Consider the following 13,655-nt stretch of genomic DNA (forward strand, 5'->3'; position numbering starts at 1 on the left):
TATACTGGGAGTAGATCAGACAATCGCTGCTTAAGTTTATTAAGGAGAGGAAAGTCCGAGCTCCATAGGGCAGGGTGCTTGGTAACACCAAGTGGAGGCGACTCTAAGGAAAGTGCAACAGAAATAAACCGCCTATTTTATAGGTAAGGATGGAAAGGCGAGGTAAGAGCTCACCAGCAGTATGGTGACATACTGGCTATGTAAACCCCACCTGGAGCAAGACTGAATAGGATAGCGTTAAGGTTGCCCGCCTTGCTATCGGGTATGTCGCTTGAGTCCATTGGTGACAATGGACCTAGATAGATGATTGTCTAATACAGAACTCGGCTTATAGATTTACTCCTTAAGAATTTTGTTGTTTCTTATGAAAGAAAGGATACATTTGATTTGAAATGTATCCTTTTTTAGTAAGATAACTCTCTTTTATAAACCCTCAGAATTTCCTCTTTCTCATTTTCAAGTCTCGTCTTTATTCCGTTGTATAATGAAACTATGCCAGGATTTGAACTATTAGGAGAATACGATTTGGCAATTATCTTTAAACGTTCAGCGTAAACATTTTCTATGATTGTTTCTATATTTGTTGCTAATGGTATCTTTTTGAAAATGTTTATAGCTCCACCAGATCCATGTTGAACAGATGTGGACCATATCATGTTTGAGGTTGAGTTAAAATCTAGCAGTACACTTATATCCATATTGTTCTTCTTTGCTGAATTTAGAAATGCATCAAAGTAGCTGCGTTTTATAAAAATTCTTTGTAATTCATAAAAAGTGTTGTAATAATCTTGAGCTATTTGTTTCCATTTCTCTATGAAGTTATTTTCGAATTTGTTATTATCTTGCTTTTTTGCCTCCATTAGCATGGTATATATATCATTATTTTTATCTTTTATAAAATCTAAGAAATCATCAACACTTCCCATTTTGCTAGAAAGTTGCCAAACTCCAAATGATGCTCCACCTTTATCGTTTGGATTAAGTCCAACTGCTCCTGGGTTTCCATTAGATTCTTCACGAGCTGATATATAACCTAGCTGTGAGTTATTCATGTCATCTTGTATTATGTCTAGGTAACTTGGGACGTATCCAGTGAGGAGGGTATTACTATTCATGTAATATAAAACTTTATAAAAGCCGTTTACCAATTCAATAACTTCAATTAGAGTCCCATCCGGTATCATCGTTTCCGTTCTTGCACTCATCTTTGGATGACTTCTTAAATTCACAGCCGTTCTTGTAATTCCAATTATCTTTCTGAAATTCATGTTCTTATTGTATATAATATTTCCATTTTTAGAGATCACTATTGAATTATCAGTACTATGTGCTATTTTCACAGAATCACGAATGGTTTTGCCTTTTCCATAAAATTCATTATTTGAATATATAAAATAGTTTTGGTTATCCCAAATAACATCATCATGGAATTTAACAGTTCCTCCACTTTCAGCTGCTAAAGATATTGCACTTATTAAATTATTTTTTGTAAATGTACCGAGGAGTGAGTCATTTTTGTAAACAATTAAAACGTGTTCTTCAACTTCATTAGAGTCTATTCTTTTGGCAATTATACCCAAATCGATTATGTCAACTATTCCATCGTTATTTAGGTCGTATTCTTTTTCATCAGATCCGAAAAAAATAGATATCTTTTCTAAATCTAAAGAATTTATTACCCCATCATTGTTAATATCAAAATTTTGAGCATATGTAATATCAATTTTACAGAGAATCAAATTGAAAGCTATTATAAGTACAAATACTCTTTGCATCATATTTAGTAACATATTAACCCCCTTGGATATGAAAGACAATTACATACATTAACTTTATTATCTACAGAAAGTTAAAAAAAATTTAAATTATTATTACTAAAACATCAAAAAAATGTAAACAGATAAAAAATCTGTATTAGATGTAGCTTTCAGAGTGATTATTCAATAGAGATTGATTATTTTTCCATAGATCTTCAGACAGATCTACAAAGTATGTTTGTGGATTTTCAAGTCTTATTATTTCAGGCCAAAATCTTGATAATTCTCTATTTTTTATAGATTGTATTTCCATAACATTTGGAGAATTGTAAACACATATCCCTTTATCAAATATCTTTTTGTGAAGTTTAATAGCATAGAAGTCCTTCACAACTTTTTTCTTCCAAGTAAACGTTGGATCAAATAGAGTAAGAGGTTTCGTTTCATCAATCGTTTCATCAAAATTTGTTATAAGGTCAGCTATCGCAAAATTATTTGACGAATCAAAAATCCTAAAGACTGTTTTAAATCCTGAAATAGTTATTTTATCACTATTTTCACTAATTTTGATTTTAGGTATTACCGAATTATTTTCATCGTATATGGCAGAGAGTTTATATACTCCACCTAAAATAGGGGAACTTTTTGATGTTATAAGACGCTCGCCTACTCCAAAAATATCTACTTCAGCACCTTCAGATAACACGTTTGAGATTATGTACTCGTCTAGAGAATTTGAAACTATTATTTTTGATAATCCGAATCCTTCGCTTCTTAAAATCCTTCTGACCTCTTTTGTTAAATATGTAATGTCTCCACTGTCAATTCTTACCCCAACTTTTGACGGATCTAAGGAAAATTCTTTGAAGACTTTTATTGCATTTGGAAGACCTGATTTTAAAACGTTGTAAGTATCAATTAAGAATGTACAATTATTGGGCGAATGAGTAGTCCATGTCTTAAAAGCTTCGTATTCATTTTCAAACATTTGGACCCAGCTATGAGCCATTGTTCCAAAACAAGGAATCTTAAAATATTTTTCGACAAGAGTACAAGACGTACCCACGCAACCTCCTATTATTGAAGCTCTTGCACCGAATATAGCTCCATCATATCCTTGAGCTCTCCTTGCACCAAATTCAATAACATCTCTGCCATTTGCAGCAGTACAAATTCTACTTGCTTTGGTTGCTATTAAAATTTGGTGATTTAAAGTGAGAAGAAGCATAGTTTCTATTAATAAACATTGAACAATTGGTCCTCTAACAGTTAAAATAGGTTCTTTTGGGAATATAGGATATCCTTCTTCTATAGCAAATATATCGCATGAGAATTTAAAATTTTTTAAATAGTCTAAAAATTTTTCATCAAATAGGTTCTTCTCTTTTAGGAATCTTATATCATCTTCGTTAAAGTTTAGATTTTCTATGTATTCTATAACTTGTTCAAGTCCTGCCATTATACAATATCCACCATTATCAGGAATACTTCTAAAAAATACATCAAAACAAGCAATAGTATCGTTCTTATTATCAAGTATAAAACTATTAGACATTGTAAGCTCGTAGAAGTCAATTAAAAGAGAAAGATTTCTTTTATTCTTATAAAGCATAGAAAACACACTCCCTAAAATATCACAAGTAATATGGTAATTGTAATTATAAAAATTTTCAATAAAAAAGTATTATATTTATTAAAAAATGTTTAAAATTTGATATTTTTGGAATAATTTTAAAAAATATGAAAGTTAGAGGGTGGTAGAATGTTTGATGAATATCAGAATAGGGCTATTTTATGTAATGATGACAAAGTATTATTAATTGCATCTCCTGGCAGTGGGAAAACGACAGTTATTATACAGAGACTTATAAAATTAATCAATGATGGTGTAAGAGCAGATAATGTTCTATTAATAACATTCACTAAAAAGGCATGTCAAAACATGAAATTTAGATTTTCTAAGGAGAAAGATGCAAATGTTTTGCCACACTTTTATACTTTTCACGGTTTGTTTTACAGTATTTTTAAAGATAATATACGTAGCGATATAAATATTATAAATGATGAATTGGTAGAGGATTTTTTAAAGAAATATATGAAAAATTATATGGATACACTTAGTACACATAAGATTAGCCTTGTTATGAATGAAATAAGCAGATTTAATAGTAGTGGTAAATCTATAAATGATTTTGATAGTAGAGTACCCAAGGATTTTCTAAAGGGTGTAATTTGTGAGTACAAAGATTTTAAATCACAAAGTAAGTTAATTGATTTTGATGATTTGTCTTGTGAAGTATTGAAATTATTTGAAGAGAGAGAAGATATTCTTGATACATATAGGAAGAAATTTAAATATATTTTGGTAGATGAGTTCCAAGATTGTGATGATGTGCAGTTTGAAATATTGAAGATGCTTAGTCGTGAGTCGAAACTTTTTTGTGTAGGTGATGAAGATCAAAGTATTTATAAATTTAGGGGTGCTAACCCTAATATAATGTTGAATTTTTGTAATGAATTCGAGAATGGTAAGAAATATTATCTCAAATATAATTATAGGTCTAAGCATTCTATAGTTAGTTTTTCACGTAATGTAATTTCAAACAATAAAATAAGAAATGAAAAGCAATTTATTGGAAAAAAAATAGAAGAAGGTGAGGTTATTTGTAAGCGATTTTTAAAAGATACGGAGCAGGGAAATTATATAGTTGATGACATTAAATATATTATGAACAATGGTGGAGAATTGAGTGATTTTGCAGTACTTTATAGAAATCATAGCGATTCTTTTAGCGTATTAAGCGAATTTATAAAAGGAAATATAAAAATCAATTTTCTAGATAGGAATTTTAGTATATTTGATCAATTTTATATAAAAGATATGATAAATTTGCTTTTATTTATAGATGACCCTAGTATTGGTAATTTTGAAAAAATATATGACAAGATAGTATTTTTATTTAGTAGAAGAGTGTTTAATATTATAAATAAATATGATTATAATGCAAATATTTTTAGTGTTACTAATGCTAATATAGATAAATTATCCACTGGAGACAAGAGAAATATATATAATTTGGAGAAAGTCATATCCAAAATAAGAAGATATAGTTTAGAGAAGAAAATTAGAAAAGGTTTGGATAAATTAGGTTGGTTTATCTATATAAACAATGTTATTTCTTCCCAATCTCTTGATCCAAAGGAAGTAGAGTACTTCATTAGATATTTTTATAATTTAATGTTAAACTTTGATTCAATATCTCAGTTTAATAAAGACCTAAGTTCTATTGAATCAATTCATGGAGTGAACTTTGGTACAATTCATTCATCGAAAGGAATGGAATTTAAATGTGTGTATATGATAAATGCTCAAAACGTAGATGACAGTACAACTATAAGTAACATAAGTGTTTCTTATGATGAAGAGGAAGAGCGTAGGATATTTTATGTTGGAATAACGAGGGCTATAGATAAATTGAGAATTTTATCTCCTTATTTTATAAATGGTAAGTTCAATAGTGATCCATTAAAGTTTATAAATGAGGGATTATTGAATCCTGGCTATGGTAAATTTGAATTTAATGGTAAGAGTGAAACAAAGAGAGTTTTCAAAAATAAGATCTTATTTTATCGTGATGGCAAGAGGAAACGGATAAATATTAAAGAGTATTTAAATACAACTTAAAGTTTTTGGGAGGGCATTTAATTTATTAAAGTGCCTTTTTGTTTTTGAAAAAAATAGATAGTAAAAATTTTTTAAAAAAAGTGTTATAATTGTTGTTGAGATTTTGATGAGGATGTGTTTAATTAATGGACAAACTGATTGTTTATGTGGATGGTAAATATGTTAATGAGGATGAAGCTAAGATTTCGGTGTTCGACAGGGGAATACTTTATGGCGATGGTTTTTTTGAAGGAATAAGAATTTATAATGGTAAAGTATTTATGGGGAGTCAACATATAGATAGGTTTTTTTGTGCAGCTAAATATGTTATGATGCCTATGAGATATACTAAACAGGAAATTCTAGATATTATTAAATATCTTATAAAAGTAAATTCCATAAAAGATGGTTACATAAGGCTTGTTATGACTAGAGGTTCATACAATTTGGGAATTATGCCTCCAAACGAAAATGAGGCAAAACCCAAACTTATTTGTATAGCCTCTAATATCACTCTTTATAATAAGGAATTCTATGACGAAGGAATTAACGTTATAGTTTCTTCGTTTACTAGGGTTAGTCCATCTATGTTAGATCCACAGTGTAAGTCTGTAAACTATCTATTGAATGTTTTGGCTAAGATGGAGGCAGGTCAAAGAAATGCAGAGGAAGCTATATTCCTAAATAGTATGGGGATTGTTACCGAATGTACAGGAGATAATATTTTTATAATAAAGCACAATAAGGTATATACGCCACCAATTTCTGTTGGAATACTAAATGGGATTACTAAAATTTTAGTATTGGATATTTTGAGGAAATTAGGATACGAGGTTTATGAACAGGAATTTACACGCTTTAACGTTTATAATGCGGATGAATGTTTCTTAACAGGTACTGCAGCAGAGGTCATAGGAGTGCGTTCTGTGGATGAAAGACTGATAGGTAGTGGGAAAGTTGGAGATATGACTAAGATCTTGATGAAAGAATTTAAAAATTACATAAATGAAGTATGTCATTAGGAGAGATTAAAAAACGAAAAGGTTTTTATAAAATTATTCAAGTAAAGATCTTAAAAAATGATTCTCAAATTTTAGTTTGAGAATCATTTTATTAAATCACCTAATGTAGGTGATTTAATAATCGTGGTTTTATAATTATGTAAATTTTAACACAAACATGGTTTTATAATTAATTATTATTTAACGTATTAATTGTTAAAAATGCTATAACGCAGTCTACTACCAGGACCGAATGGTCCACCACCACTGCCACCTAATGAACCTAAAAATACTTGACCTGGACCTTGATTACTTGTCAATATAACAGGGTTTCCATTTTTTAATCCATCATGCAACTTTAATAACGTTGCAGCTGGTGATTGATTTGTTACATCTACACGTGTTGGTCTACCATTATTATTAGATCTAAGACCACTAACTACAGTTGGTCTAGGCGGCACGTTACCTAAAACTGCATACGACGTAACCGCGGGTGTAACCGCACCTAGTAGTGCAACAGTCGAAGTAATTTTCATTTTACTAAACCTAAATATCTCTCTTTCACCTCCTCCAATATTGACATACTAAAAATTGTATCAAAAAAAAAAAAAAATTCAAGAAAATTTTAAATTTTTCGAAAAAATTTATTTTTATCTTCTAAAGAAATATATTTAAAAAGTCTTGAAAATATATCATAATAACAATCGTTATACAAAAATATTTTGGAGGAATTTTTATGGACAACAAAGGCTCTGAAGTAATTTCGGAGTATGCTAAGAAGAAAAGTTTAGAGGAGTATTTGATACAGAATCAAAAATATTTATATAGAGTAGCTATCGTTTACGTTAAGAATAAGGACGATGCTTTTGAGGTTATACAAAATACAATTTACAAATCTCTATCTTCAATTAAGTCTCTTAAGGATTTTAATTCTTTGAAACCTTGGGTAACCAAAATACTCGTAAATAATTGTATTGATTTTATAAATCAAAGTAAGAGAAAGATGTATGACGATGAATTGCTAGAACAGGAAGATAACAAGACAAGCATCTTAGATAAAATTATTTTAAGACAAGCTCTAAACAAATTACCTCCAAATCTTAAAATCATTATTGTTTTAAGATTCTTTGAGGATTTTAAAATTAAGGATATTTCAAAAATTTTAGATATGAAGGAAAGTACGGTCAAAACTAATTTATATAAAGCTCTTAAGTTGCTAAAAATTAATCTTAAGGAGGATTTTTACAATGTATGATGATAAAGATCTGCAAGATTTAAAGCATGAATATTTACATCAAGATTATCCAGAAGATCTCAACAGTCATGTCATATCGTGTATAGTTAATTTTCAAGAATCAAATACCGTAAGAAAAATTAACAAAAATATGATTTATATAAACGTAGTTTTGGCTGCATGTTTAGTCTTCGGAATATTTTCTGTATTTAAAAAAACAAACAAGGAATTATTATTGACTGAGGAATATCAATTTGAAAATGGGACAAGAGTTCTTGATGAATCTGGAAAATTCGATTTGCACAATGGGGAATACGCAGTTATTGAAAATGAATTTATAATTTCGATATATCCAAAAAACAAAACTCTGACTATTGAAGATGATATATTTAATATTCATAAAATGGAAAAACGAATTGTTAGTTTGAAAGATATCATATCTGATAATGTCAGGAGTTCTACCGATATAAATCAATATGTTAAAGAAATATTGTTTGATGAAAACAGCAAATTTTATATTGATGATGAGGGATTTTATATTTTGATTGGAGAAAATAAATATTATAAAGTAGATAAAAATTTGGAAAACCAAATATTGAAGGAAGATTTTAAATAAAGACTCAATAAATTTTGTTTATTGAGTCTTTATTTTATATATATTTTTTGCTCAATATGTTAGAATGACACTTAGTTGAATTTTATTTACAAAGGGGGATAATTAATTTTATGAAAAATGATTTACAGAAAAGATATGGATTCTGGACGGCTATTGCCATGGTAATGGGAATTGTAATAGGAAGCGGTGTGTTTTTCAAAGCAGAGAAAGTCTTGGAATCTACTTATGGGAATATGTCACTTGGTGTTCTCTCTTGGATTATTGGTGGCGGAATAATGGTTGTATGTGTTTATGCTTTTGCAATTCTTGCAAGTAAGTACTCGAAAGTTAATGGAATTGTTGATTATGCAGAAGCTTCACTTGGGAAATCTTATGGTTATATTGTGGGTTGGTTCATGACCATAATATACTATCCTGCTCTTACTGCTATTGTGGCTTGGATTTCTGCAAGATATAGTGCTGCTCTTTTTGGAATTGGTGATCCAGGGAAAAATATTGTAGTTTATATTATTGCTGTTATTTATATGATTGCGATATATGCTTTGAATTTTACTGCTCCTATTTTGGCTGGGAAATTTCAAGTCTCAACGACATTCATAAAATTAATTCCTCTTGTTCTTATGGCCGTTGTAGGAGTAATCTCAGGAGTATTAAATGGACAAATCATTGATAATTTTGGTTATGTAACGAGTTCTATTGTAAGTTCGAACCCACTATTAACTGCTGTTGTTGCAACAGCATTTGCATATGAAGGATGGATTATTGCAACAACAATAAATGCTGAATTAAAAAATCCGAAAAAAAATTTGCCAAGAGCTCTATTGATAGGAAGTATGGCAGTGGTTGTGATTTATATTTTGTATTTTATTGGAATTTCCGGTTCTATGCCTATATCAGAATTCTTAGAAGGCGGAGAGGAATCTGTAACGAGAGCGTTTTTTAGGATTTTAGGTAATTTGGGTGGTAGTACTCTATTTGCATTTATTATAATAGCTTGCATAGGTACGCTGAATGGATTAACATTGGCATGCATAAGAGGGTTTTATTCAATTTCAGTGAGGAATATGGGTCCTAGCCCTAAGTTTTTTTCACAGGTAGATAAAAATACAAAAATTCCTGTTAATTCTGGGATTGTAACATTTATTATTTCATTGATTTGGCTTGTCCTTTGGTATGGAAACTATAGTAATTGGTGGGGAATGTTCTTAGACTTTTCTGAGCTTCCCGTTATAACTACATACGCTTTGTATATTCCAATATTTATTTGTATGATGAAATCAATGAAGGATTTGAATTTCTTTAAAAGGTTCATAGTTCCACTGTTGGCTATAATAGGTTCAATTTTTATGATATTTGCAACCTTTGTATCTCATGGATCTTTTTCAGTTTTCGTATACATTATAGTGTTTACTATTATAATGTTTATAGGAATTGCGCTAAATAAATCTTCAAAAAATAGTTAAAGAGAGTTTGATAAACTCTCTTTTTTATTAACTCATTATTCCGATTTCTGAAATTATCCTATTGAACTCAAAACTATCGCACATACTCTTTACTATATTGGATACAGACTTTTTTTCACTTTTTGTTTTCCCTAAATCTTTTTCGTATTCATTTATCCAATATTTTAACCCATCTGTGTCGGCATTTCTATTAAACATAACTTCATAGATCTTCAGTATCTTATCTTCAGAATCTTTAGAAGCATTTACGAACTCGTCAGTTTCCAAAAGATTTAAAATAAAATTCCTTCCTCCAATTTTGTGTAATGAAAGCTGTTCCATCCAGAATTCAAATCCTTTTTCATCAATTTCAGATCTATTAAAGGCTTTTCTATACGCATTTTTAACGTAGTTACGTAATTTGTCTAAATTAACATTAACTACAGATGTGGAAAATTCATTTATAACAAAATTATATAACTTGCCATCTTTATCCTGTATAATAATTTTTAAATTATCATATACCTTTTGTGAAGATAGATTAATTAAAGTTAGTTCGTTATTTTTGATTTCGAATTTTATATTAGAGTCAGAGATTTTTGCATTTGATACAATTAAATCATCAGGTAATAGGAGTTTTGCATTTATATTATTTTCATTTTTTACAACATTAACATCAGCATAGCTAAAATTTTTATTCACAGTTGAAAAGGTATTCAATTTAAATATGTGAACTTGATATTTTTCATCTACGACAGTTAAAATTAAATCCTCGTACTTAGTGTCCTCTTTTAGTTCAAGTAGAGTCACTTCACCATCCACAGTATCTGATACTATATTTTTGTCAGATATTGATGCATTTATTACAATGATGTCTTCAGGTAAAATAACTTCACCAATGTAATTTTTTTTGTAAGAAGAAACTTTAACGTCCAAAGTTTCTAATTGACTAGCAGGTATATGAAAATTATTTAAGTGTGTTTCGAAAATGTTATCATTTTTATCAACGATGGTCAAAATTAGGTTTGAGTATGTCTTTCCATTCTTGAGATTGCTAAGAACTATTTGGCCATCTGCAATACTTGCATTTACGGATGAATCGGATACACTAACAGATTTTATTTCATCTATGATTTGATTTTCAGGAAGATATGCGTATGCTATAAGTTTTCCTTTACTTAGAGCTATTGACACGTTTGAATATCCTAAAAATTTTGAGCTCGGAGTTTTAAAACTATCTACTGTTAAGTTATACGTGTTTCCACTGCCATCTTTTAGTGTTAAACTTAAGTCTCCATAGCTAGTGTTTGGTTTAAGACCGTAAAGTTCAAGATTTCTGTGAAATAACTTCGAATTCATAGGATTTCCAGAAATTTCAGAATCTACAAGTTCATAATCTTTATCAAGGGCAAATTGTATAGCCACCATATCTTTTCCGTAAGAAAAGAATTTTATATTCGAGTTGTCTAAATTTTTTAAGCTTGTCATGGTGTCGCTTTTGCTTATAGCATAAACTTTACAGCCTACGCTAAAACTCGTTGTTGTTATAATGCAAATGCTAGCTGTCGTTAATAGTTTTAGAAAAGGAACTTTCATAAAATCGTCACTAACTCCTTCAAATCTTAAAAAAATATATTATGTAACTTAAATGAAATAAAAATTTAAAAAAGATTACAATTAAGATTATATATTATCATAAAATGCATTGTCAATTAGTAAATACCTAGATAAAATACCATTCTTTATGTAAATTTTTTTCGAAAAAAATGAATGGAAGCATTTTGAAAAATACTTCCATTCATTCTCGAATTATCATTTTTTCAATCCAAGTTTTTGTAAAATTGATTTAAATTCTTGACTATCAGTCATATCATCAATCACCTCTTTTAATGCTTTCCTTTCATTGCCCTCTTTAATCAATTCCTTTCTATATTCATATACCCAATAGTTGAAACCTTGAGCATCTGGTTCTCTTTGAAATATTCCATGATACAATTTTTTGATTTTATCTTCGACAGTTGGTGCAATATTTAGAAATTCATTTTCAGATAATAGATTTATGAAAAAATCTTCTAGTTCTATTTTGTAACTAGAGAGCATGTTTGTCCAATAATTTAAACCTTGTTGGTCAATTTCTCTTTCAAAAATATTTGTGTAAACAGTTTTTAGATAATTGGAAATAGCTTCAGTGTTTCCAAATGTTGTTGAGTTGTTAAAATTATTATTAGATTGACCTATATTGGTTTGTGAATTTGGATTATAGGAAAAACTATTTATTTTATAGATATGTTTTTGTTTGCCATTACTGTTGTAAAGCTCTAATTCTATATACAAATTATTATAGATCACATTATCTCTTAGACCATAAATCAAAATTTTACCATCAACATAAGCTTCGTCCAAATGATCAGGTTCGTTTTCCAAATCAACATCATCAACAAAAAATCCATCAGTGTTTATGTTTACTATGGCTGCATTCTTACCTTTGTAAGTTGTATATTCGGATATAGAAATATTACCTTTGAAAATTTTATTACTAGCACTTGTGGATTTTGAGATTATAGCTATTGGAGTTCCGAGTATGAGTATAAGAATTAATGATCTCTTCAAAATACTTTTGATTAAATTTTTATACATGAAGTTCCTCCAAATATGATTATAAAGATTTTAAAAATTTACTATTAGTGTATAATTCATTTTATAGTAGTTATTTCAAAATTACAAATTAATACAAAACATTTAAGGATAATTTATATGCAGTTTAGGAGGGGAACCATATTTTTAATGAATCTATAGAAGCTGAAAAGATTTTTGAAATTGATAATCCATGTATAATTGATGTTAGATCCGAGAAAGAATTTAAGGATGGAACTATATTCAATGCTGTGAACATTCCTGTTTTAAATGATAAAGAGAGGGAAGAAGTCGGATATGTTTATGTAAATAAGAGTGTTTACGAAGCGAAGAAGTTGGGGCTTAAGTATGTTGGGTATAAACTTGAAAGCATTTTTGAAAGGATATCAGAAGAATTTTCGCAGAACAAAAATATAATTTTATTTTGTGCAAGGGGAGGGATGAGGAGTTTAAGCTTACATAATTTGTTAAGATCGATTGGAATTAAAAATTATAAACTTGATAAGGGATACAAGGGGTATAGGAAATTTCTAAGACATAAATTTCCAGAAATATTAAATAGGATAAACTTTGTAGTTATAAATGGAAAAACAGGAATTGGGAAAACAAAAATTCTAAATGCCCTGAGTAAGGAGGGCTATCCCGTTATAGATCTTGAGCATGCGGCTAATCATAGATCTTCCCTTTTAGGAGGAGTAAATTTAGGTTACCAAAATTCTCAAAAGCAATTCGAGACTATTGTCTTTCATAAAATTATGGATATAGTTAATGATAAAAGGTTTCTTGGACACGAAAAGATAAATGTTTTAATTGAGGGTGAAAGTAAACGGATAGGTAAGATAATTATGCCTGAATATATTTTTAATTCGATGAATATGGGAATGCACGTACTTGTAGACATTCCTGAAGATATTAGGGTTGAAAATTTAATGGAAGATTATTTTGAGATTGATAAAATTTCTCTTAATTCGGGAGAATATTCGATAGATAACAAAATTTTAGATGATTTCCGAGATAAAATGAATTCAATATCAAGATATTGCTCTAAAGATGATTTTCAAAATTATGTGAATCTATTTAATGAGAATAGGTATAGTGAATTAGCGTATGAATTAATGAAAAATTATTACGATCCTAAATATGCAAAGTCAATGAGTAAGCATAAATTCGATTTTAGTATAAATGTAAATTCTATGGATGATTTTTTGAATGAAATTAAAAACATATATGACAATCTGTGAGTTCTGAGGATTACGGATAAAAAACTTATATGTGAGAATACTACTCATAAGAATTCATTGTAAAAA

11 protein-coding genes and 1 other RNA gene are annotated in these 13,655 nt (G+C 29.1%); 7 read left to right on the plus strand and 5 right to left on the minus strand.

Features of this window, described 5'->3' with window-relative positions; translation table 11 throughout:
• Window positions 1-7: 7 nt before the first annotated feature.
• An RNA gene (gene rnpB, locus AALI31_RS03080) (RNase P RNA component class A) lies at window positions 8-347 on the plus strand.
• A 57-nt stretch (window positions 348-404) separates the two neighbouring features.
• Here the strand turns inward: rnpB and AALI31_RS03085 are convergent.
• Entirely contained in the window at window positions 405-1,790 is a 1,386-nt protein-coding gene (locus AALI31_RS03085) for a VgrG-related protein (RefSeq protein ID WP_489885063.1), read from the minus strand.
• A gap of 124 nt (window positions 1,791-1,914) precedes the next feature.
• Complete coding sequence (locus AALI31_RS03090) at window positions 1,915-3,369, minus strand: nicotinate phosphoribosyltransferase (RefSeq protein WP_489885064.1); 1,455 nt, start codon at window positions 3,367-3,369, stop codon at window positions 1,915-1,917.
• A 150-nt stretch (window positions 3,370-3,519) separates the two neighbouring features.
• On the opposite strand from AALI31_RS03090, the gene AALI31_RS03095 reads away from it, so the two are divergent.
• Window positions 3,520-5,442: an ATP-dependent helicase gene (locus AALI31_RS03095; protein ID WP_489885065.1), complete on the plus strand. Its 1,923-nt coding sequence runs from the start codon at window positions 3,520-3,522 to the stop codon at window positions 5,440-5,442.
• A 125-nt stretch (window positions 5,443-5,567) separates the two neighbouring features.
• On the plus strand, window positions 5,568-6,443 hold the full coding sequence (gene ilvE / locus AALI31_RS03100) for a branched-chain-amino-acid transaminase (protein ID WP_489885066.1): 876 nt from the start codon (window positions 5,568-5,570) through the stop codon (window positions 6,441-6,443).
• Between the two features lie 188 nt (window positions 6,444-6,631).
• Here ilvE and AALI31_RS03105 read toward each other — a convergent pair whose 3' ends face one another.
• A complete protein-coding gene (locus AALI31_RS03105) occupies window positions 6,632-6,958 on the minus strand; it encodes a hypothetical protein (protein ID WP_489885067.1) in 327 nt (108 codons plus the stop codon).
• 200 nt (window positions 6,959-7,158) lie between these two features.
• On the opposite strand from AALI31_RS03105, the gene AALI31_RS03110 reads away from it, so the two are divergent.
• From AALI31_RS03110 to AALI31_RS03120, 3 genes are all read left to right on the plus strand, one after another.
• Complete coding sequence (locus tag AALI31_RS03110) at window positions 7,159-7,677, plus strand: RNA polymerase sigma factor (RefSeq protein WP_489885068.1); 519 nt, start codon at window positions 7,159-7,161, stop codon at window positions 7,675-7,677.
• A complete protein-coding gene (locus tag AALI31_RS03115) occupies window positions 7,670-8,272 on the plus strand; it encodes a hypothetical protein (RefSeq protein ID WP_489885069.1) in 603 nt (200 codons plus the stop codon). The genes AALI31_RS03110 and AALI31_RS03115 overlap by 8 nt, the downstream gene beginning before the upstream one ends.
• 110 nt (window positions 8,273-8,382) lie before the next feature.
• Window positions 8,383-9,735: an APC family permease gene (locus AALI31_RS03120; RefSeq protein ID WP_489885070.1), complete on the plus strand. Its 1,353-nt coding sequence runs from the start codon at window positions 8,383-8,385 to the stop codon at window positions 9,733-9,735.
• Window positions 9,736-9,762: 27 nt separating this feature from the next.
• Here the strand turns inward: AALI31_RS03120 and AALI31_RS03125 are convergent, their stop codons facing one another.
• Both AALI31_RS03125 and AALI31_RS03130 read right to left on the minus strand, forming a co-directional pair.
• Window positions 9,763-11,310 carry a hypothetical protein gene (locus AALI31_RS03125; RefSeq protein WP_489885071.1) on the minus strand — a complete coding sequence of 516 codons (1,548 nt, stop codon included), beginning with the start codon at window positions 11,308-11,310 and terminating at the stop codon, window positions 9,763-9,765.
• A gap of 216 nt (window positions 11,311-11,526) precedes the next feature.
• Window positions 11,527-12,351, minus strand: coding sequence for a DUF4214 domain-containing protein (locus AALI31_RS03130; protein ID WP_489885072.1), 825 nt, complete (start codon window positions 12,349-12,351; stop codon window positions 11,527-11,529).
• A 155-nt stretch (window positions 12,352-12,506) separates the two neighbouring features.
• Between AALI31_RS03130 and mnmH the strand changes: the two genes are divergently transcribed.
• Window positions 12,507-13,589 carry a tRNA 2-selenouridine(34) synthase MnmH gene (gene mnmH, locus AALI31_RS03135; RefSeq protein ID WP_489885361.1) on the plus strand — a complete coding sequence of 361 codons (1,083 nt, stop codon included), beginning with the start codon at window positions 12,507-12,509 and terminating at the stop codon, window positions 13,587-13,589.
• The last annotated feature ends 66 nt before the right edge of the window (window positions 13,590-13,655 follow it).

The sequence above is a fragment of the Anisomitus miae (SeqCode) genome (assembly GCF_054906395.1).

Excerpts from the sequence above, each read along its gene's own strand:
- AALI31_RS03085 (WP_489885063.1), bottom strand. The coding sequence starts at position 1,790 with ATGTTACTAAATATGATGCAAAGAGTATTTGTACTTATAATAGCTTTC.
- AALI31_RS03090 (WP_489885064.1), bottom strand. The coding sequence starts at position 3,369 with ATGCTTTATAAGAATAAAAGAAATCTTTCTCTTTTAATTGACTTCTAC.
- AALI31_RS03095 (WP_489885065.1), top strand. The coding sequence starts at position 3,520 with ATGTTTGATGAATATCAGAATAGGGCTATTTTATGTAATGATGACAAA.
- ilvE (WP_489885066.1), top strand. The coding sequence starts at position 5,568 with ATGGACAAACTGATTGTTTATGTGGATGGTAAATATGTTAATGAGGAT.
- AALI31_RS03105 (WP_489885067.1), bottom strand. The coding sequence starts at position 6,958 with ATGAAAATTACTTCGACTGTTGCACTACTAGGTGCGGTTACACCCGCG.
- AALI31_RS03110 (WP_489885068.1), top strand. The coding sequence starts at position 7,159 with ATGGACAACAAAGGCTCTGAAGTAATTTCGGAGTATGCTAAGAAGAAA.
- AALI31_RS03115 (WP_489885069.1), top strand. The coding sequence starts at position 7,670 with ATGTATGATGATAAAGATCTGCAAGATTTAAAGCATGAATATTTACAT.
- AALI31_RS03120 (WP_489885070.1), top strand. The coding sequence starts at position 8,383 with ATGAAAAATGATTTACAGAAAAGATATGGATTCTGGACGGCTATTGCC.
- AALI31_RS03125 (WP_489885071.1), bottom strand. The coding sequence starts at position 11,310 with ATGAAAGTTCCTTTTCTAAAACTATTAACGACAGCTAGCATTTGCATT.
- AALI31_RS03130 (WP_489885072.1), bottom strand. The coding sequence starts at position 12,351 with ATGTATAAAAATTTAATCAAAAGTATTTTGAAGAGATCATTAATTCTT.